Annotated in this window: 25 protein-coding genes and 1 pseudogene; 22 read left to right on the top strand and 4 right to left on the bottom strand. The window is 49.6% G+C overall.

What is annotated here, in order from left to right:
- Positions 1-139 precede the first annotated feature (139 nt).
- The 7 genes from ACJJIJ_RS12415 to ACJJIJ_RS12385 all read left to right on the top strand — a co-directional run bounded on the left by ACJJIJ_RS12415 (position 140) and on the right by ACJJIJ_RS12385 (position 7,671).
- Positions 140-742: a peroxiredoxin gene (locus ACJJIJ_RS12415; protein ID WP_252082857.1), complete on the top strand. Its 603-nt coding sequence runs from the start codon at positions 140-142 to the stop codon at positions 740-742.
- Between the two features lie 246 nt (positions 743-988).
- Positions 989-2,200, top strand: a complete 1,212-nt coding sequence (locus ACJJIJ_RS12410) for a serine hydrolase domain-containing protein (protein WP_252082855.1) — start codon at positions 989-991, stop codon at positions 2,198-2,200.
- A gap of 261 nt (positions 2,201-2,461) precedes the next feature.
- Positions 2,462-4,378, top strand: a complete 1,917-nt coding sequence (htpG, locus tag ACJJIJ_RS12405; protein WP_252082854.1) for a molecular chaperone HtpG — start codon at positions 2,462-2,464, stop codon at positions 4,376-4,378.
- Positions 4,379-4,630: 252 nt separating this feature from the next.
- A complete protein-coding gene (locus ACJJIJ_RS12400; RefSeq protein WP_444937533.1) occupies positions 4,631-5,662 on the top strand; it encodes an NAD(P)H-dependent glycerol-3-phosphate dehydrogenase in 1,032 nt (343 codons plus the stop codon).
- A gap of 12 nt (positions 5,663-5,674) precedes the next feature.
- Entirely contained in the window at positions 5,675-6,193 is a 519-nt protein-coding gene (locus ACJJIJ_RS12395; RefSeq protein WP_444937532.1) for a DUF4389 domain-containing protein, read from the top strand.
- Positions 6,194-6,212: 19 nt separating this feature from the next.
- Complete coding sequence (sixA, locus tag ACJJIJ_RS12390) at positions 6,213-6,671, top strand: phosphohistidine phosphatase SixA (protein WP_252082850.1); 459 nt, start codon at positions 6,213-6,215, stop codon at positions 6,669-6,671.
- 133 nt (positions 6,672-6,804) lie between these two features.
- On the top strand, positions 6,805-7,671 hold the full coding sequence (locus ACJJIJ_RS12385; protein ID WP_252082848.1) for an alpha/beta fold hydrolase: 867 nt from the start codon (positions 6,805-6,807) through the stop codon (positions 7,669-7,671).
- On the opposite strand, the gene ACJJIJ_RS12380 is transcribed toward ACJJIJ_RS12385, so the two are convergent.
- Both ACJJIJ_RS12380 and folE read right to left on the bottom strand, forming a co-directional pair.
- Positions 7,668-8,012, bottom strand: coding sequence for a 5-carboxymethyl-2-hydroxymuconate Delta-isomerase (locus ACJJIJ_RS12380; protein WP_252082845.1), 345 nt, complete (start codon positions 8,010-8,012; stop codon positions 7,668-7,670). The two genes, ACJJIJ_RS12385 and ACJJIJ_RS12380, sit on opposite strands and share 4 nt — an antisense overlap.
- Before the next feature lie 59 nt (positions 8,013-8,071).
- Entirely contained in the window at positions 8,072-8,617 is a 546-nt protein-coding gene (folE, locus tag ACJJIJ_RS12375) for a GTP cyclohydrolase I FolE (protein ID WP_252082843.1), read from the bottom strand.
- 374 nt (positions 8,618-8,991) lie between these two features.
- Between folE and prmB the strand changes: the two genes are divergently transcribed.
- Together prmB and aroC are read left to right on the top strand one after the other, a co-directional pair.
- Positions 8,992-9,915 (top strand): 50S ribosomal protein L3 N(5)-glutamine methyltransferase, encoded by a 924-nt coding sequence (gene prmB / locus ACJJIJ_RS12370; RefSeq protein ID WP_444884114.1) that lies wholly within the window; start codon positions 8,992-8,994, stop codon positions 9,913-9,915.
- A gap of 177 nt (positions 9,916-10,092) precedes the next feature.
- Positions 10,093-11,169: a chorismate synthase gene (gene aroC / locus ACJJIJ_RS12365; RefSeq protein ID WP_444937531.1), complete on the top strand. Its 1,077-nt coding sequence runs from the start codon at positions 10,093-10,095 to the stop codon at positions 11,167-11,169.
- A gap of 167 nt (positions 11,170-11,336) precedes the next feature.
- On the opposite strand, the pseudogene ACJJIJ_RS12360 reads toward aroC, so the two are convergent.
- Positions 11,337-12,263: pseudogene (locus ACJJIJ_RS12360) on the bottom strand (integron integrase); the annotation flags it as partial.
- Between the two features lie 821 nt (positions 12,264-13,084).
- On the opposite strand from ACJJIJ_RS12360, the gene ACJJIJ_RS12355 reads away from it, so the two are divergent.
- The 13 genes from ACJJIJ_RS12355 to ACJJIJ_RS12295 all read left to right on the top strand — a co-directional run bounded on the left by ACJJIJ_RS12355 (position 13,085) and on the right by ACJJIJ_RS12295 (position 19,461).
- Complete coding sequence (locus tag ACJJIJ_RS12355) at positions 13,085-13,438, top strand: hypothetical protein (RefSeq protein ID WP_252082818.1); 354 nt, start codon at positions 13,085-13,087, stop codon at positions 13,436-13,438.
- 203 nt (positions 13,439-13,641) lie between these two features.
- Positions 13,642-13,821 (top strand): hypothetical protein, encoded by a 180-nt coding sequence (locus tag ACJJIJ_RS12350; protein ID WP_252082802.1) that lies wholly within the window; start codon positions 13,642-13,644, stop codon positions 13,819-13,821.
- A 4-nt stretch (positions 13,822-13,825) separates the two neighbouring features.
- A complete protein-coding gene (locus ACJJIJ_RS12345) occupies positions 13,826-14,116 on the top strand; it encodes a hypothetical protein (RefSeq protein WP_252082800.1) in 291 nt (96 codons plus the stop codon).
- A gap of 153 nt (positions 14,117-14,269) precedes the next feature.
- Complete coding sequence (locus tag ACJJIJ_RS12340) at positions 14,270-14,443, top strand: hypothetical protein (protein ID WP_252082798.1); 174 nt, start codon at positions 14,270-14,272, stop codon at positions 14,441-14,443.
- A 249-nt stretch (positions 14,444-14,692) separates the two neighbouring features.
- Positions 14,693-15,403, top strand: coding sequence for an FRG domain-containing protein (locus ACJJIJ_RS12335; protein ID WP_444937530.1), 711 nt, complete (start codon positions 14,693-14,695; stop codon positions 15,401-15,403).
- Between the two features lie 85 nt (positions 15,404-15,488).
- Positions 15,489-15,839 (top strand): hypothetical protein, encoded by a 351-nt coding sequence (locus ACJJIJ_RS12330; protein WP_252082790.1) that lies wholly within the window; start codon positions 15,489-15,491, stop codon positions 15,837-15,839.
- Between the two features lie 142 nt (positions 15,840-15,981).
- Complete coding sequence (locus ACJJIJ_RS12325) at positions 15,982-16,386, top strand: hypothetical protein (RefSeq protein WP_444886469.1); 405 nt, start codon at positions 15,982-15,984, stop codon at positions 16,384-16,386.
- Positions 16,387-16,519: 133 nt separating this feature from the next.
- Positions 16,520-16,819: a hypothetical protein gene (locus ACJJIJ_RS12320; RefSeq protein WP_252082788.1), complete on the top strand. Its 300-nt coding sequence runs from the start codon at positions 16,520-16,522 to the stop codon at positions 16,817-16,819.
- Between the two features lie 183 nt (positions 16,820-17,002).
- Positions 17,003-17,410, top strand: coding sequence for a VOC family protein (locus tag ACJJIJ_RS12315; protein ID WP_444937529.1), 408 nt, complete (start codon positions 17,003-17,005; stop codon positions 17,408-17,410).
- Between the two features lie 68 nt (positions 17,411-17,478).
- A complete protein-coding gene (locus ACJJIJ_RS12310) occupies positions 17,479-17,715 on the top strand; it encodes a hypothetical protein (protein ID WP_444937528.1) in 237 nt (78 codons plus the stop codon).
- Between the two features lie 193 nt (positions 17,716-17,908).
- On the top strand, positions 17,909-18,208 hold the full coding sequence (locus ACJJIJ_RS12305; protein WP_444937527.1) for a hypothetical protein: 300 nt from the start codon (positions 17,909-17,911) through the stop codon (positions 18,206-18,208).
- A gap of 132 nt (positions 18,209-18,340) precedes the next feature.
- On the top strand, positions 18,341-18,517 hold the full coding sequence (locus ACJJIJ_RS12300; RefSeq protein WP_444937526.1) for a hypothetical protein: 177 nt from the start codon (positions 18,341-18,343) through the stop codon (positions 18,515-18,517).
- Between the two features lie 137 nt (positions 18,518-18,654).
- Complete coding sequence (locus ACJJIJ_RS12295) at positions 18,655-19,461, top strand: amidohydrolase family protein (RefSeq protein ID WP_444937525.1); 807 nt, start codon at positions 18,655-18,657, stop codon at positions 19,459-19,461.
- A 161-nt stretch (positions 19,462-19,622) separates the two neighbouring features.
- Here ACJJIJ_RS12295 and ACJJIJ_RS12290 read toward each other — a convergent pair whose 3' ends face one another.
- Positions 19,623-20,231, bottom strand: coding sequence for a tRNA-uridine aminocarboxypropyltransferase (locus tag ACJJIJ_RS12290; protein ID WP_444937524.1), 609 nt, complete (start codon positions 20,229-20,231; stop codon positions 19,623-19,625).
- Between the last annotated feature and the right edge of the window lie 23 nt (positions 20,232-20,254).

Genomic DNA, 20,254 nt, shown 5'->3' with positions numbered 1-20,254 from the left:
AAAATTTATGGGCCTGCAATAAGTGGATGTGTATCATAGCGGCCCACTATCAATTCCTATTCAATTTATAGCTGTTGCGTATAAATTGAACACTTCACTCTCTTTATCAACAACCCATCATTGGATTGAGGAGGTTTTCATGGCAGTACTGGTAGGCAAGCCGGCTCCGGACTTCACCGCTGCAGCGGTATTGGGTAATGGCGAAATCGTCGATACCTTTAACCTGAAAGAAGCGATTAAAGGTAAGAAAGCAGTAGTTTTCTTCTATCCGCTGGACTTCACCTTCGTATGTCCCTCTGAGCTGATCGCTTTCGACCACCGCTTTGCCGAGTTCGAAAAGCGTGGTGTTGAGGTAATCGGTGTTTCCATCGACTCTCAGTTCTCTCACAACGCATGGCGTAACACCCCGGTCAACGACGGTGGTATCGGTCCAGTAAAATACACTCTGGTTGCCGATGTTAAGCACGAAATCTGCCAGGCGTACGACGTAGAAGCTGACGCTGGCGTCGCTTTCCGTGGCTCTTTCCTGATCGATGAGGAAGGTTTGGTTCGTCACCAGGTTGTGAACGATCTGCCGTTGGGCCGCAACGTTGACGAAATGCTGCGTATGGTTGATGCTCTGGCGTTCCACCAGGAGCATGGCGAAGTTTGCCCGGCCGGTTGGCAGGAAGGCGACAAAGGTATGAACGCTTCTCCGGAAGGCGTAGCGGCTTACCTGAGCGAGAACGCTGAGAAGCTGTAAGCTCAAGTTCGCTGGGCTAGCTCGAAGCTAGCCCCGATGCAGAAAAAACCGCCGCAAGGCGGTTTTTTCGTTTTAATGAGTGCCAATACGCAGATCTATGCGGGTGGCATGGGGATTCACACAGGACTAATGGCAAGCGACTAGAATTCAGCAGTCAGTCCTGCGTGGCGCCTAAATAGAGTTTTTGCCCGTTGGCTGCTAGTCTTATCTGCATGTACCGGATTGCTTTGGCGGCTCGATTTGCTTATGAGACCTGCAATTCTTTCAAATATCGTCTACCACCTACGCGCCTGGAAGGCGTGTACTATTCTTTCACTACTGCTCCTATGCGCTGTGGCGCTACCTGTGCGGGCGATGGATATAGACGCCAGGGCCAAGGAGTTCGATCGATACTTCCGCAAGATGATGGCTGGTAAGTCGATTCCCGGTGGTGCCTATGTCATTGTTGATGGCAACCGGGTGGTGGCCATGGACACTTACGGTGTGCGCACACGCGGAAAGAAAGGTAAGGTGGATTCGGATACCGTTTTTCGCCTGGCCTCGGTCTCAAAGACCTTTGCCGCCAGTATGGCCACTCTGTTGGAGCATGAGGAGCGCTTTAATTGGGATGACAAGGTCGTCAATTATGTGCCGGATCTCAGCTTCAAGACGCCGTCCCTGTCTCGCCAGCTGCAGGTAGAGCATTTACTCAGTCACTCCTCCGGCTTAACGCCCAATGCCTACGATGATTATCTGGAGGACAATAAACCGCTCAGCAAAATATTGCCGAAATTCGCCAATATTGACCCACGCTGTACTCCGGGAAAATGCTATGGCTACCAGAATGTGCTGTTCAGCCTGATTGAAGATGTGATTCTTGAGGCGACAGGTACCACCTTTGCCAAACAACTCAAGACGCGAATCTTTGTACCGCTGAAAATGCAGAATGCCTCGGTGGGTTGGGAAAGCTTTATGGCCTCGGACAACCGCGCCGCGCCGCATGTGCAAACAGGCAGTGGCTGGCGTCCGGTGAAAGTGGAAAAAGAGTACTATTTCGCCGCCCCAGCAGCGGGTGTCAACGCCAGTATTTCAGATATGGCCCAGTGGTTGAAAGCACAAATGGGTTACTACCCCAAGGTACTTTCTCCCGCAATGATCGAGGATATGACCACCGAGCGAGTGTCCACTCAGCGCCATATGCGCCACCGTATCTGGCGGGATTACCTATCTCATGCCGGTTATGGCCTCGGCTGGCGTCTCTACACCATCGGGGATGACCGCATTATCTATCACGGTGGCTGGGTGGCAGGTTTCCGTGCGGCAGTTGCTTACTCGGAGAAGCTGAAAATCGGTATCGCCATCTTGCTGAATGCCGAATCCCGGGTGATCTCCGATATGACCGCTAACTTTGTGATCGACGTGACCGGCAGCAAGGGCAAAGCCGCTACGCTCAAGGCTAAGGCCAGTCGCAAACGTTAGTTGACTGTGTAATAGTCAATAATGCACTCCCCTTAAAGCCCCAGTTGGTGGGGCTTTAAGGGGAAGTTCCAACCCTAAAATGTCTTCTTGAAACCCCACCGTTTCCCGTAAAGTCTTAGCTGAATAGCGAATTACTGTCAGCGCCGTTTGCGTTACGGCATCATGCAGATATCCTCTATTTCCAGCTTTGCCCTTGAAACCTGTCAGCAGGTCCCAATATTTGCTCCCTGTTCCGATTGACGTGTATGGGGAGACCTACAGATGACCGTTGAGGCCCACAAAGAGAGCCACGGGTTCCAGACAGAAGCCAAGCAACTGCTGCACCTGATGATCCACTCGCTCTACTCCAATAAGGAGATTTTCCTGCGCGAGCTGGTATCCAATGCCTCTGATGCCGCTGACAAGCTGCGCTTTGAGGCACTGTCCAAGCCAGAATTATTTGCCGATGATACGGACCTGCGTATTCGTATCGAGTTCGATAAAGATGCGGGCACCCTGACCATTACCGATAACGGTATTGGTATGAGCCGTGACGAAGTGATCGAAAACCTCGGTACCATCGCTCGCTCCGGTACCTCCGCCTTTATGCAGCAACTCACCGGTGACCAGAAAAAAGATGCGCACCTGATCGGTCAGTTTGGTGTTGGTTTTTACTCAGCATTTATTGTCGCCGATAAAGTGGATGTGTTTACTCGTCGCGCAGGTGCAGAAGCCGATCAGGGTGTGCACTGGGAGTGTCACGGCGAAGCGGAATATTCCGTAGAAAATGCAGAGTTGCCCCAGCGCGGTACCCGTGTCGTTCTGCATCTGAAAGAAGATGCCAAAGAGTTTGCCGATGGTTGGCGCCTGCGCTCCATTATTAAAAAGTACTCCGATCACATCGCTATTCCGGTAGAGATGCTGAAAGAGGAAATGCCGGCGGCAGAGGGCGAGGAAGAAAAAGAAGAGAAGGCGCCCGAGTTTGAAGCGGTCAATGCGGCCCAGGCGTTGTGGACCCGCCCACGCTCCGAAGTGAAAGCCGAGGAGTACAAAGAATTTTATAAGCATATTTCCCACGATTTTGATGATCCACTCAGCTGGAGCCACAATCGTGTTGAGGGCAAGCAGGATTACACCAGCCTGCTGTATATTCCGGCGCGTGCACCCTTTGACCTGTATCAGCGCGATGCCGCCCGCGGCCTCAAGCTTTATGTACAGCGCACTTTTATCATGGACGACGCCGAGCAGTTCCTGCCGCTGTACCTGCGTTTCGTGAAGGGTGTACTGGACTCCAACGATCTGCCGCTAAACGTTTCCCGTGAAATCCTGCAAAAAGACCGCAATACCGATGCGATCAAAAGCGCACTGACTAAGCGTGTGCTGGATATGCTGGATAAGCTGGCGAAGAAGGACGGTGACGAGTACCAGAAATTCTGGGACCTGTTTGGCAATGTGCTGAAAGAGGGGCCGGCCGAGGATTTCTCCAATAAAGAGAAAGTGGCCAAGCTGCTGCGCTTCGCCACCACGCATACCGATACCGACAAACAAGATCAGTCCCTGGAAGACTACGTCAGCCGTATGAAAGATGGCCAAAAGGCGATCTACTACGTGTGCGCAGACAATTTCGCGACAGCGAAATCCAGCCCCTACCTGGAAGTATTCCGCAAGAAGGGTATCGAGGTGCTGCTGCTCACCGATCAGGTGGACGAGTGGTTCGTGGGCCATATGAACGAGTTTGATGGCAAGCCGTTCCAGGACGTGGCCAAAGGCGCGCTGGATTTGGGTGAAGCCGAGAGCGAAGAGGATAAAGCCGAACGCGAGAAAGTTGAGAATGAGTCCGGTGCGCTGGTTGAGCGCGTTCAGTCTGTTCTGGATAGCCGTGTGGAATCTGTTCGCGCTACCACTCGCCTGGTGGACTCGCCGGCGTGTCTGGTGGTGAGTGAGCAGGATATGGGTCCGCAGATGCGCCGCATCCTCGAACAGGCCGGACAGGCGGTACCTGAAGCCAAGCCGATTTTTGAAATCAACCCATCGCACCCGCTGGTACAGCGCCTGGATCAGGAGCAGGATGAGGATCGTTTTGCCGATCTCACCAATATTCTGATGGATCAGGCCAATTTGGCGGCGGGCAACCAGCTAACAGATCCGGCCGACTACGTGCGTCGCCTGAATACACTGCTGCTGGAAATGCACGACTAAATTTTAATCAGTTGTTATTGGCTTTCAGGAGCCTGGCGCGGTGATTTCTTCGGAAGTTCTTGCGCCTTATTTCTGCGGCCTCAGCGGAACAGCCCGGTTGTGCAACCGGTAGCTTGTCCCGCTGGGGCCGTTTTCCGTTTTTGGCGTGTTAATTTGTAACTTTACGCGCAAGATCCTGATAGTTGAACCCTTTGGGATGAGCGGGTCATACCTCTATAATCCCTGCCCTCGAGAAGCTTTATCGGTATCAATATGCAAAAGGAAACTTCCAACCCTCTCTCCATCGCTGTATTGGGCGGCGGTAGTTTCGGTACGGCCATTGCTAATATTATTGCGGGTAATGGTCACGATACCCGCCAGTGGATGCGGGATTCGGAGAGCGCGGAAGCCTGTCGGGAAACCCGTGAGAACAGCAAGTATTTGCCCGGAGTGGCCCTGCACCCAGAGCTTTATATCAGCAGCGACCTGCAGGAAGTGGTGCGGAACTGCAATATTGTATTTGTCGCTATCCCCAGTAAATCTTTCCGTGAAGTGATCCGCCGGGTGGCCCCGCTGCTAAAACCGGGCACCATGTTGATTTCCACCACTAAGGGAATAGAGCACGACAGTTTTCATTTGATGAGCGATATCCTGCGCGAGGAGACCCAGGGTATGCGCGTGGGGGTGCTGAGCGGGCCCAACTTCGCCAAGGAAATTGTCGCAGGTCACTACACAGCAACCGTGGTTGCCAGCGAAGATGAAGCGCTGTGCAAGGATATCCAATCCGCACTGCATTCCGAGACTTTCCGCGTTTACTCCAGTAACGATGTGTTTGGTGTGGAACTGGCGGGGGCGCTGAAAAATATCTATGCCATTGTCACCGGTATGGCGGCGGCCTTGGACCGGGGGCAAAATACCATCAGTCTGCTGATTACCCGTTCGCTCGCAGAGATGATGCGCTTTGCCGAGGCTATGGGTGCAGATCCTATGACTTTTATCGGCCTCGCCGGCGTTGGCGATTTAATCCTGACCTGTTCCTCCGACCTCAGCCGTAACTACCGGGTAGGTTATTTGGTGGGCAAGGGCAAGCCTTTGGATCGTGCTGTCGCGGAAATCGGTCAGGTTGCCGAAGGAGTGAATACGGTTCGTCTGATTAAAAAGAAAGCCGATGAAATGGGCGTCTACATGCCCTTGGTTTCCGCAATTCACGCCATATTATTTGAAGAGCGACCGATTCCTGAGGTAATTCGCAATTTAATGTCGGGCGCGCAAACTTTTGATGTGGCCTACTCGGCCAAGCCTTGATGGAAGCCTCTTATGAAAAATGATGATTTAAAGCGCAACCTGACTTCCGGGAACCAGTGGGTGCGGCTGATCTATATGGTGCTGTTTGCGATCTGCCTGCAGATTGCCAGCTGGGTGCTGCTCGCGGTGGTTGTGCTGCAGTTCCTGTTCTCGATTATTGGTGGCAGTGCCAATGATAATTTGCGCCGTTTTGGCGACCAGCTCGCCTCCTATATTTATCAGACGATACAGTTTTTAATTTACAACTCTGAGGAAAAGCCTTTTCCTTTTGCAGAGTGGCCGGAATCTGAAGTGGACGATCTCTCCGGTTACGAGGGCGCGCAAGAGGTTAATGCAGAAGTTATGGCTTCCGATGATGAAGCCGAATCCGAGAAAAAAACTGAGTCCAAAAAGGAAGAAGAAGCCGAGGAGGCCATTATCCTCGGTAGTGATGACGGTAAGCCCGAGCTGGTAGAGGAGAGTGCAGAGGAGTCCTCAACGCCCTTCAGTGAGCAGAAGGGTGAGTCTGACAAGCGCGGTGACACACACTAAACCGATTGAGGCGAAGTCAATGCAGCTGTTTATCCTGCGTCATGGTAAGGCCGAACCCATGTACGGTAACGATGCCGGCCGCGCGCTTACGGAGCGCGGTCGTAAGCAGGTGGCGCAGGTATGCAAAGAGCGTGCTGGGGAGTTGTCCTCCGTGCGCGCTATTTGGGCGAGCCCCTTTGTGCGCACTCAGCAGACAGCTGATATTGTCTCCGCCCACTTGGGGTTGCCTGTTGTTACCGAGTCATTGCTGATTGGCGATACCGATCCACAGCAGCTACTCGACAAGTTACAGGAACAGCAAGCCGATCATTTCCCTCTTCTCCTGGTGAGCCATCAACCATTGGTGGGTAGCCTGTTGAACGGTCTCTGCGGTAGTGGCAATCAACACCCGATGGGGACTTCCAGTCTCGCCTGTGTCAGCTCGGAGGTCTGGGCCAATGGTTGTGCTGAGTTGCAGTGGTTACAGCACGCCGGCTAGCCATTTTTCCCTCCGGTTTTTACCCTTTGCCTTCAAATCCCTAGGTTGCTGGCGCTAACTGTCATTGCCTGCGGGCCTTTGGACCTGCACCATCTGGCTCTTTAATATTCACTTTCTTCTGGAATCTGCGCGCATGAAGCAAGCCGCCCCCCGTGAGATCAGCCTGGAATTCGACAGCAAGACCATTGCCGCAAAGCAGTGGGGGGATGGCACAGGGGAGCCGGTATTGGCATTGCACGGATGGCTGGATAATTGCGCCAGCTTTGATCGTCTGGCCCCACTCTTGAAAGGCGTTAATTTGGTCGCCGTGGATATGGCAGGCCATGGGCGCAGCTACCATCGGTCTCCCCATGCTAATTACAATATTTGGGAAGAAGCTGAGGATATTATTGGTGCCTCCGAAGCACTGGGCTGGCGCAGTTTTTCTTTACTGGCCCATTCCCGCGGCGCTATTGCCAGTGTGATAACGGCAGGCACCTTTCCCAAACGCATCAAACGCCTGGCCCTGATTGATGGCCTGGTACCTCCTGCAACCAAGGATAGCGAGGCGCCGGAAATTCTCGCTAAGGCTATCGCCCAGCGTGCCCGTTACAGCCAGCGCAGGGCAAAGATTTACCCCACTTTTGAGGGGGCGGTAGAAGCGCGTATGAACGGCATGTTCCCGCTGACAGAATGGGCGGCGCGCGCGCTGGCCGAGCGGGGGACCCTGCCACTAGAAGGTGGCTTCACCTGGAGTAATGATCCGCGCCTGATGGCGGCGTCCTCCGCCAAGCTTAACGAGGCACAGGTGCGCGCTTTTCTATCCCGCCTGAGCATGCCGGTGCGCCTGGTGCTGGCGAAGGAGGGGATTGCGAATATGATCGAGCGGCTGCGCCCGGTGTTGGAGAGCTATAAAACGATCGAGGTTAGGGAAATACCCGGCAGCCATCACCTGCATATGGAAGAGGGCGCCGAGGGCATTGCCGAGTGGTTTGGTCCCTTCCTGCGTGGAGAAGCTTAGAAGGGCACCCGCTTTGAGTAACTGCCGGGGTCCATTTCACGCACTTCTACCGAGACCGCTGGTACCCCATCGGCAAATTGGCACAGGCAGTTAAAAACCGCTGAACTCAACGCTTCCCGCTCGCGGTTGTTGCGGCCTGCCAGTAGGCGGATTTCCGCGTGAATAAAGCTATCGCCGTGCTCACCGGCAATAAATTGGTCGTAGGGCTTGGCGCGGGTCTTGATGGTATGGGAGGCGAATAAGCCGGAGCTATGCATTGCCTCTTGAGCCGAGCTGACCAGGGCGGCGACAGAAATACGTTCTTCCAGATTCTTGGCGTACTCAATAACCAGATGGGGCATGGTGGCTCACTCCGTGATTGCGGGCGGCCCAGGGGACCGCACGTTGCTAGCTCACAGCCTTAAGGGCGGCTGATCAGGGAAAGAAACTCGTTGCGTGTGGCTTGGTTCTCGCGGAAGGTGCCCAGCATTGCCGAACTCTTCATCACGGAGTTCTGCTTCTCCACGCCGCGCATCATCATGCACATATGCTTTGCTTCAATAATAACGCCAACACCGGCGGCATTAGTGACAGATTGCAGGGTTTTGGCGATCTGTGTGGTCAGCTGCTCCTGGATTTGCAGGCGGCGTGCGTACATATCGACAATACGCGCTACCTTGGATAGGCCCAGCACCTTGCCTTGGGGGATATAGGCCACGTGGGCGCGACCGATAAATGGCAGCATATGGTGTTCGCACAGGGAGTAGAGCTCGATATCCTTGACCAATACCATGTCGGTGCAGTCACTGGGGAAGAGTGCGTCGCTGACAACCTCTTGAACGGTCTGCTGATAGCCGCGGGTCAGGTATTCCATGGCCTTGGCCGCGCGCTTCGGAGTATCTTTGAGTCCGGGGCGCTGCAGGTCTTCGCCGATTGCTTCAATAATTCGTGCGTAGTGTTCGTTCATGCTGCTCTTTCCAACATCTCAGCCCGAGGGGGCGGGTGCGCTACCCTAAGCGTTTGTAACCCGAGAGTAAAGATCCGCGCGGACCTAGGGGCCTATTGGTATCAATTTGATCGCTACTGTCGGGGCCATTGTGAGCTCGGGGAGGCAAAAGGAGTGAATCCACATAAACGACCGATAATGCAGTTGGGTGAAAAATAGCCTAGGCCCTTCGGGTTACAGCTGTTAAACCGTCACTCAGCGTTACTCGTCGCTTATTTGGAACAACCAAACTACACTCCTCGTGCCTTGATTGGCGCTTCTATAGCCACAGCAGAGGCTAGTTAATGAGTGGCAATAGGCCTTGATGAGATACATAGCACTTAAGGATAGATTCAATGATAGAAAGGCGTGAATCCAGCCTGCACGAGCTGACCACGGTTTTGGACTATATCCGCTGGGGAGCCAGCCGTTTTAGCGAAGCGGGCCTTTGGTATGGTCACGGCACGGACAATGCCTGGGACGAGGCGGTACTGCTGGTAACCCACGCACTGCACCTGCCGCCCTACAGTAAGCAGGAAATCCTGCATGCACGTTTGACCATGGAGGAGAGGCGGGATGTGCTTACTCTCCTAGAGCGGCGCTTTATCGAGCGTTTGCCAGCGGCTTATCTGACCAATGAAGCGCATTTTTGCGATATGACTTTTTATGTGGATGAGCGGGTGTTGGTGCCGCGTTCCCCTATAGGTGAAATGATCCGCCACAATTTTGAGCCTTGGCTCAATGTAGAACCGTTGGCAATCCTCGACCTCTGTTGTGGCAGTGGCTGTATCGGCCTCGCCTGTGCAGAGGCCTTCCCTGAAGCGAGAGTCGACCTGAGTGATATTTCTGAAGGCGCTATTGAAGTGGCACAGCTGAATATCAATCGCCACCAGCTCAACGAGCGTGTTCGCGCAGTACAGTCGGATCTTTTCAGTGGTTTGCAAGGCATGAGTTACGAGTTGATAGTGTGTAACCCTCCCTATGTGGATGCACGCGATCTGGCAGAGATGCCGCAAGAATACCTGGCCGAGCCGGAGATTGCCTTGGGTTCCGGTGACGATGGTCTTGATTTTACCCGCCGTTTGCTGCGTGAGGCCGCCAATCACCTGCAGCCAGAAGGCTTACTGGTCTGTGAGGTGGGCAACAGCTGGGAAGCTCTGGAACAGGCTTTCCCGGAAGTGCCATTTATGTGGCCCGAATTTGAGGATGGTGGCCACGGTGTGTTTGTGATTAGTCGCGAAGAGCTGCTCGCCTACCAAAGCCACTTTGAAAAAGAGTAATTCTTTTTCTGAACCCGGCAAAAGCTATTGCCGGGTTCTCTGATAAAGCCACATAGCTGCAGCAATTGTGCTTTTTACCTTGAACGCCGCGCGCGGCGGCTAGATCCTTTATAATGCACGGCTCTGCATAAAGCCAACCGCTGTTAATTTATCAACTGTTATCTGGAAAAGTCGCATATGTCGGGCAATACCTTTGGCAAGCTGTTTTGCGTCACCACCTTTGGCGAGAGCCATGGTCCAGCCTTGGGCTGTATCGTCGATGGCTGCCCCCCGGGGTTGGAGATCAGTGAAGAGGAGATCCAGCTGGAGCTGGACCGCCGAAAGCCGGGTACTTCTCGCTATACCACACAGCGCCGTGAGCCGGATCAAGTGAAAATTCTATCCGGTGTGTTTGAAGGAAAAACTACCGGTACTCCCATTGGCCTGTTGGTTGAAAATACGGATCAGCGTTCTAAAGACTATGGCAATATCGCTGAGCAGGTACGCCCGGCGCACGCCGATTACACCTACTGGCAAAAATACGGTATTCGTGACTACCGCGGTGGAGGTCGCTCTTCTGCAAGGGAGACCGCCATGCGTGTTGCGGCCGGGGCTATCGCCAAGAAATGGCTTAAGCAGAAGTATGGTATTGAAGTACGCGGTTACCTGTCCCAGTTGGGACCAATTAAAGTGCAAAAATTGGATTGGGAGCAGGTCGAGCAGAATCCATTCTTTTGCCCAGATGCCGAACGAGTACCCGAGATGGAAGCTTATATGCAAGCCTTGATCAAAGAGGGTAACTCCATCGGTGCAAGGATCTCAGTACACGCCAGCGGCGTCCCTTCAGGGCTGGGCGAGCCGATTTTTGATCGCCTGGATGCAGATCTGGCCCACGGCCTTATGAGTATCAACGCGGTGAAAGGGGTGGAGATTGGAGCCGGCTTTGATTGTGTGGAGCAAAAGGGCACCGAGCATCGCGATGAAATTACTCCCGAGGAGGGTTTCCTCTCCAATAATGCCGGTGGCATTCTCGGTGGTATTTCCAGTGGCCAGGATATTGTTGCCCATATCGCCCTGAAACCCACTTCCAGCTTACGCATCCCCGGCCGAAGTATCGATCGCTCAGGCAATGCTATTGAGGTGGTTACCAAAGGTCGCCACGATCCCTGCGTAGGTATCCGAGCAACGCCAATTGCTGAAGCAATGATGGCTCTTGTTTTGATCGACCATGCTCTGCGCCACCGAGCACAGAATGGTGACGTAACACCGGGATAATTTGATCGGCCTTCTTCTATTGCGATACCGGCGAAAGCCGGTATTCGGTATCCTCGCTGCTGAGATGCAGCCAATAAGTTAAGCCCCTGTACTTCCCCTATTTTACTCCCAACAAAATAGTTAGCTCCAGCCTCCTCAATTTTATTAATGTTGCGCAGTCGATCTGAGGGGCTTAAAACGCCTTTATTTCCCCGATTTACGACATGGGTATAAATTTCAGTAGTACTAACATCCGAATGCCCTAGCAGTTCCTGAATCGTACGCAAGTCATAACCCGCTTCGAGCAAGTGAGTCGCAAAACTATGGCGAAATGCATGGCAACGAGCCGGTTTGTTGACTCCCGTTAGCTTGACAGCTATACGAACCTGGCGCGCTAAAGTTGTTGCGTGCATATGGTGCCTTCTGTTTTCATCGGAGCGAGGACATTGGCCGATGGTGCTGGAAGGGAAAAGGTATTGCCAAGCGAGTTGTCGGCTTGCACTTGGATGCTTTCTTTCCAAAGCGTTAGGTAAATAAACCGAACCAAAACCAGCCAAAAGATCTTGTTGGTGCAATAGGGAAATAGTCTCTATTTGCCTATGTAACTGCACAATTAGCCCGTTAGGTAATATTGTAGTGCGATCCTTATTCCCCTTGCCACCTCGAACAAAAATATTATTGCTGTCGAAGTCTATATCCTTTACGCGTAAAGAAAGCAGTTCGGCACTGCGAAGGCCGCTACCGTACATTAGCTCAACTTGTAATCTGTAAGTGCCTTCAAGATGATCCAAAATTGCTGATATTTCTCTACGGCTATAAACCACAGGCAAGTACTTTTGTTGTTTTGCCAGTTTAAAGTCCAATGCTTGAATATCCCTACCTAAGAATCTCTTGTACAGATATATCAAAGCGTTCAGAGCTATTCGTTGTGTATTTGCGGAGCAGAGACCTTGAACTGCAAGGTGAGAGAGAAACGTCTCAATCTCAACAGCTCCCATATCAGCAGGGTGCTTCTTTTTATTGAAATGAATGAAGCGTTTAACCCAATGCGTGTAAGTTTGTTCTGTTCGATACGACAGTCCTTGTTTTCGAATATGAAATCGCAGATTGTCCATAAAGCGTTCAGGCTTACTTGGAATTTTATGGCGAATGTCATCCATGATATTGGCCTTTATCTGTTTTTATATACAGTATTTACTATTTTGTTCTGCTGTCAATATCAGAATTCAAGAAAAGCTCCTCCTATTTCTGGGGATGACGATCTATATCTTTGATTTTTATGGAGAAGGTAATGTTATAAAGAGCAGAAAAAGCAGATAGATATATAGCGTCTGCTATATATCTATCTGTTGAAAATTATGCCAAAGATCTTAACTTTTTGATATTATTAGGTTTTTGAGATTATCTTGAAAGAAATGAGTAGAATTATATAGAAGGGTGATATAAAGACGCTTCTTTTTAATTAACTGTTATAAGTCATGATGAGAAAATGCCCAAAATGTAAAGAGAAAACTGTAAAGGTAAAGATGTTATCTTTCTCAAGTAGAATGTATTGTGAGAAATGCTTTTTCCAGTATGAATATGCAGCCTTATCTAAGAGGGTGATAGCGTTCGGATGGGCGTTTATACCTATTCTTGCTATTTACCTGGGATTGAGGTTTCAAAGTTTACTGGTTTTTGGCTCCTTACTACTAGCGGGTCCGTTTTTAGCTGAGTTTGTTTTTGCAAAATACTGCCCACTAAAGCCAGTTAGTGCTAGGGCGTTACGGAAGAAACATCGTGGCAAAAACTTATAACAAACTGCGGCACAATCGCCCGCAAAAAGCGCGGGATGGACTCGCTACACTACGTTTCGCTCGCCTGTGCGCAGAGCGTTAAATGTCATATGAATATGATCGGCAAATACACAGTACTAGTAGTCACTATGGTGAGTGTAATGTTGTGCTCGTCACTTTACTTTCGCCCGTCAGGCCTGTTCGATTTGCCGCGCTATTTGGACATCTTCCTAAATATTAAGAGTTATTTTGCTCAAGGACTACTTTCAGGGATGGTGGGTTTGGTTCTTGCTAAGAAGTTAGGGATTTCTAAGTACGCTGTCTTTACTTTAGGTCTCGCTATTTCTGTTGTGCTTTTGGCCTTAAATAGTCTAAGAATTCAATCTATGGATTTTTATCATGCGCAATTTGTAGCATTGCCACTGATTGGTGGTATTGCAGGCGGAATTACAATAGCCGAATATGTGCAACATTTAACAAGTTTAGGCACCCGACGCCTGCGGCGCTGGTGCTAAAAGCGTTATTGTGGCGGTCAATTTTTAGATAGTTTGTAGTTGCTGCAAGTAACAATCTCTACCTGAACACTCTCCTCCAGAGAGTTTACCTGCAAGCTGGCACCGTAGTTTCGTTCAAGTGCCTTCGTTTTAAGCCAGTAAACCCTGCAAGTCAGTTGCACCATTGTGGAGCGCCAATCAGCTAGTTAACTGGTGGGGAAAGTATGGTATTTTTCCCTGTAAATTTATCGGGCAGTGGCCAGCCAAAGTTGGCTGGCAAAGAGCAAGTAGGTCGTTCAGTGCGCGCCAGCTATAACCAGGCCAGGCAAGATCGCCCAGCCGGTGGCTGGGCTGGACAGCCTACGCTCCGCTTCGGCTGCCCTTGCTGGCAACGTTATAAGTAAGAGTATGGGCAAGAAATTACCTCCAGAAGAACTAGAGCTCTACAAAGCCATAGATGAAATTTTATGGCGTGACTGGGACCCTATTGGTGTAAATGAGATGCCAGAAGCTCGCGACGAGTATCAGAGTTATCTGCCACATATTTTTCGTCTTGCGGTCGAGGGCAAAGATGCCAAGCATATATCCTCGTCACTAGTAGCAACAATAGAGGGCAATATTGGTTTGGGTGCTAGCAAAGAGCATTGCCATAGAGTTGCAAGCAAAATTGTCAGTGCTAAAAATGAAATCATTGGGTAGTGTCACTTATAACAAGGCCAAGCCGCAACGCGTACTACGTGCGCTGGACAGCTTTTTCGCGGCTTCGCCGCTCCAAACCTGCCGCTGTTGGTAGCGTTAGCACACACTCGGGTCCTGTAATTTTCAAGGGAATAGAAATTTTAGGAAGAACGCATGATTAAGATTAAGCCCTTTCTGGTCGCTGTCATTAGCACGCTGTTATTGATTTTAATTTATATTGTTTCTGCATATTCCGCCGAATCAAAGGTGAAGGATATCGGTAGAAATATGGGGCTTGTGCCGTTGGCGTTGGAAAGAGTGGAAATGTCAGTATCGCGTGGTTTTTGAGCGAAGATAAAGGCGAGGTCTTCGTATGCCATTGGGTACCAACACAGCCCAAGCCCCTCTGTGTTAAAAACAACATTGCACATGTTTGCGAAAAATCAGGCGAAAAGTGCTAACAAGGCCAAGCAGTTCGCTACGGGACTTCGCCCCTCCGCGGGGCAGCCAACGCTGCGTACATACTGTGCTGGTCGCTGCGCTTCCTTTTTAGCACAATATGTACGCAACGTCGGCTGCCCCTGTTGGCGGCGTTAGATGAATACAATGAACGAAATACGAATCAATAATTTTCAAGAACTTCATGAAGCCTTAGAGCGATATCGAAAAGATAATCGATGGATGTTTCGTGGGCATGGCAATGCAGACTGGAAGCTTCTTCCAAAAGCCGGACGTGCGCCCTTTGATAAAACTGACGATGAAAGAATGTTTCGTGCATGGCAAAGAAGATCTGTAGAATTCTTATCGCCACGCCCAGGCAATGAATGGGAATGGCTTGCTATCGCTCAACATCATGGTCTAGCAACGCGGTTGCTGGATTGGACATATCAACCCTTAGTTGCTGCATTTTTCGCAACAACGAGTCAAGACAATTGCGATGCTCACATTTATTGTTTTAAAGCTGACCAAATCTATGAAAAGACTGATGGCTCACCATTTGAAGCTGATACTTTAGCTAAATATAAGCCACATACCGTAGCTTCAAGAATAGTTCGCCAAGGCGGCTTATTTACACTTCACCCTGATCCTGCGACGCCACTAGATAAATCAAAAAGCAAAAAAGACACTCTTGAATTGATTGTCATAGATCAGGAGTATCGCAAGCTATTACCATTTGAACTATCTCACTACGGAATAAATCACTCGTCCATTTTTCCTGACCTTGATGGACTGTCAAATCATATCAATTGGTTTACATCGAATAATGAATATTGGATTACAAAGGAGCCGGGCAGTGATGGCATCTAACAAGCGGCAGCAACATCGCCCACTTTGTGGGCTGGACCTCCGCACTGCGTGCTCCGGCCGTTGTGTCGGGCGTTAAGTTCCGGATATGAAAAAGCAATTAATTACATTTCTGGCAATGCTTTGTTGTTCGTTGTCCGCAAGTGGAGTAGAAAAATTGGATTGGCCATTTGATCAAGCAAAGAATGTTGCCGCGATAACGACCAAGCAGGTCGTTAAGGATTCACTTCCAGTATTAATGGTAGTGCACTACGCGGATGATGATTCATGGGCGTTTACATGCGGTACCACTAATAAATCAGAAGACTTAATGATTGTGGGTATGGGCGAGATCACATCGCTTGATCCTACTTTGTATTCAATCGCAGATTTACCTCCTGGCTGGAGCGCCACAAGAACGTCAATGAAGTCTCAGTGGGTTCGTACTAGAGAGGAGTGAACTTAACAAGCGCAAGCAGTTTGCTGCGGCCCTTCGGGCCTCCGCGGGACGCCCAACGCTATGCACATTTTGTGCGGGTCGCTGTGCTCCCAGTATCGCACAAAATGTGTATAGCATTGGTCGCCCCTGTTGCGGGCGTTAGTTGCTCAAGGAGATTACAACCATCATCTTATCAGACAACGAAAAGTGGCTATTGGTTGAATTGACTGATTTCGGTAAAACTCTACCAGAATTAATATCAGAGATTCATTCTGATGCTACGGAAGGTAGCCTCATTGAAAAATATGAGCTGGCAATTGGCCTTGTAAAATCATTGGTGTCAAAGGGCCTGATTTCACTCTGTCAGATTGATAGAGCTTCCAAAGAGCCATACTCTGTTGAGTCTGTAAAGACATTAACCAATGATGATTTGGAAAGCTTCATTAATGATCCATGGAACTGGAGTAGCTCATTTTCAAGAGACAATAAATGGCAGTATGAGCTGGCTCCAACTAACCGAGGGGAGGCCGTGCTAGATGAGATTTTCGGAGTCCAAAAAAGCAACTAACGAGGTGCTGCAGCTGACGGCTTACTTTATACGCGTTTTGCGCGGTCGCTACGCTCCCATTTTCGCGCAAAACGCGTATAAAGTAAGCCGCCGCTGAGCACGGCGTTAATGGGCGCGGGTACAATTGAAAACAATGAATAACAAACTAAATATAAATACGTTGGTAATGCTTCTTGTGAGCTTGGCATTCAATTATTTTACTGCCAGCCTAATTGCAACTAACGAAGGACCTTCAGCATATGACATAGGATTTGTTTTTGGCCGTGCCATAACCAATGTTCTAATTGCTTTTGCAATAGTAGGTATACCTCTTGCCATTTTTCGCCGCGGGAAAAAGAAATTTACTAGAGGGGCTTACATAGTCTGGTGGGTTATCTTTGTTTTGCTAAGTTTAATGGCTTTGTTTGGTAATATGTTGCCGCCGGAGGGTTAAGCCACTAACAAGTTACTCAAGTTCACTCCGGGCCTTCGGCCCTCCGCGGGACAGCTTACCTTGTGCAAGTTTTGCACAGGTCGCTGCGCTCCCATTGTCGCGCAAAATGTGTACAAGGTAAGCTGCCCCTGCCGGCGGCGTTAGCTGCTCCGAATCATTTACACTCAATATCAAGGGACGATGATGAAAGATATAACCAGAATTAATCATGTAGGATTGAGGGTTAGAGATTTGGATGTCTCTCGTGAATTCTATGGCAAGCTAGGTTTTGAGTTTATAGTTGGCCCAGTTGGCCCAGTTGGCCCTGAGCCAGTAGCTATAGTTGAGCATCCATCAGGAGTTAACATCAACTTGATCCTTAATGCTTCAAAGGGTGCACCAAGGAAAAATGTGCTAATGGAAGGTGATATGAAATATCCAGGCTATACGCACATCGCTTTAGAAATAACAGACTATGATTCAGCCAAAAGTAACGTCGAAGCTCTGGGTTTTCCTTTAACAGGTGAAGCCGAATACAACGGTGCTCAGTTTTTCTTTATAAGAGATCCAGATGGCAATGTTATAGAGTTCCATCAACCAGCACGCAGCTAACAAAGCATTCAAGGTGACGCCTACGGCGTACCTGAATGCGGCGTTAAGTGAAAACGTAGTTCCAGAGTATGAGCAAAGAATTCCCCAAAATTGAAAAGTACATAATAGCTAGTGATGTCGGTGGTGATAGGGATGGCATCGGTGTAGAGGTATACACCGGAAAGGATATGGTGTTGGAGGTTTTTCGTGATGACTCCAAAAAAACTAGAGAAGTTACTCTTTACAAAAAGGATCTCGATTTAGAGCTAGTAGAGCAAACTATTGCTCTATTTAAAAAGGAAATTTCATGGGATTTTCAAGATTAGCCTTAATTTCACATAACAAGGCGGTGTTGTCGCCTTCGGCTGGGACTGCCATTCCGCTGGCGCTCCATGTCAGCCCCAAACCACAGCTTATGAATTCATGAGAAATACTAAATCAATACTACTTCTAGTTCTCTTGGGGCTGACCGCTTGTAGTAATAAGCCGTCCGGCGGGTTCATGCGAGGAGATGTGCCTATGGTTGTCGGTATGTTTGAAAGTTACTATGGCAATCATGTTCAAGTTGTCGGTTATATGTACAAACCATCCAGAGGCAATGTTTTAGTATTAATTCCATCAAAAGATCATGTTAATTTACAGACACGGCCTCCAGCTAGCGTATTGAGTTTACTGTTATTCTCCGACACAGCAATTAGAAATGGCAGGGTTCACTCCGAGATGGAAGGGTGTATTGGTAAGACTACCTATGTGTCTGGGCTAGTCGGCATTTTTTCTGGGTTACCTGCAATTGAAGAGATTCGTGAAGTGGCGTGCTAAATTCATACCAAACGCAAGCAGGATGCTCCGCCCCTTCGGGCCTCCGCGGGACGCCCAACGCTGTTTCGGGCGTTATGTTTTTATTGATTCTTAGCTTCAATTTTAAATTTGTGATGGCTAAAGGGATTTAGTGTGAAAGAAGATATAGCCGAGTTAAAAAGTGAATTTAAGGCTAAGTTATTATTCTGGAATAACATCAAAAGTAAAAAACTTAAAGTAGCCTTAATAGTTCTGTTTGTTGGCCTTGTAGGTTTGAAAGTTTTTACAAGCGTTTTGACGTTCGACTGGCTAGTAAGTTTTTTCAATTGATAAAACAGTGTAGTAAAACATAACAAAGCACTCAAGAACGGACAAAAAACAGCTGGCTGTTGTTCACTACGTTCACTATTTTAGTCAACAATGTTTTGCCGCTTAGTGCGGCGTTATGCAGCAAAGGAGAAATGTAGATGATTGTTGATGCTTGGGCACAGCACCCAACATTACGGCACTCGCAAGATCCAGTCTTCAAGTCGCTACGCAGGTGGACGAAGATGCCTATGCCGACAACAGAAATCCCGATAGAGATGACTCTCGGAATGATGGATCAAGGTGGTGTGGATCGCAGCCTGATATCGGCTTGGGTTGCTCCCCGAAATGTCATGATCTCCAATGATGAAGTCGCAGGTTTCGTGGCTAAGGCACCTGACAGGTTGGTTGGCGTGGGGTCAGTGGACATCTCGAAGCCGATGGAGGCTGTTCGAGAGATCCGACGTTGCGTAAACGAGCTAGGTTTCAAAGCGATTCGGGTTTTGCCCTGGATTTGGGAGGTGCCGCCGATTGATCGTCGGTTTTATCCCGTGTACACAGCATGCTGTGATCTTGGTGTTCCGTTCTGCACCCAGATTGGTCACACCGGGCCGCTCATGCCGTCGGAGGTTGGTCGACCTATCTACCTAGATCAGGTGGCCCTGGATTTTCCCGAGCTAAAAATCGTCGGTGGTCACATTGGCTACCCTTGGACAGATGAGGCTATTGCGGTGGCTACAAAGCACGAAAACGTATACATCGACACGTCAGCTTACACCGCTAAGAGATACCCACAGCCTCTAGTCGAGTTTATGCGAGGACATGGCCACAACAAAGTTCTCTTCGGCACAAATTACCCAATGATCATGCCCGCCAAAGCGCTCGAGAATCTTCCAGAGCTGGCGTTGGGAGAAGATGTGGAGGAGCTTTTCTTGAGTGGTAACGCATGCCGAGTATTCAATTTATAGTCAGAGCGGTGTGGCCTAACAGGCACTGCCAGGGACAAACCTACGCTGTGCTTCGGTTTGCCCCAGAGCGCGGCGTAAGGTGTAAGACTTACCCACGTTTAGTAGACACCCTGTATAGTTAGGTTTAGGCCTAATACGAAATTTAACATGGGTTTGGTTATTCACGCGGGTTCAAATGTAAAGCTCTTCTGTTGCAGCTCAACCATTTTTTCAAATGGCGCTAACAATTTTAAAAAATTGTTATTCCCCTCTAGCAATTGCATTGCCATGGCGATACTTTCAATTGTCGATAGCCCGTCCGCTACAGAAGTTTTTCGAATTGTATAATTTGATTTTAGGCCCCCACCAAGATTGATCCGTGGAAGACGTTGCAATTGAGGATTGAGGTGGAGAATTTTTTTGGATTTCTTCCAGGTTGCATCTAGCACGATCAGCTGCTTAACAGGTGCTTGTTTACTTGAAGTTTTATCAGATTGGTGATTATTAGAGTTCAGCTCGCCACTGTCAGGTAACCATTCCAGGGATGGGTAGAGTAGGGCGGAGGGCGTGCAAAGCAAAGTATTTAGCTGATGGGTCGATAGGCTCTCGGCTATCATCATTTCGCTGTTACTCAGGCATAGGTGTGCCATACGTCCTGTATTGAATGGGTGCTTCTCCTCCTGCGGGTGCTGTATGATCACCACTTTTATGGTGCTTGTTAGGCTAACCAATGCGCTGCAATAGCAAACATTGGGTGGGCGCAGGCAAGTATTGCAGGTTTCTCTGGGCATTTTTCGACTACTGAGTACAGGCA

This window comes from Microbulbifer mixtoriginis (SeqCode) (assembly GCF_052467945.1).
The sequence above is the reverse complement of the archived record's forward strand: the minus strand, read 5'-3'. Positions and strand labels throughout refer to the sequence as shown.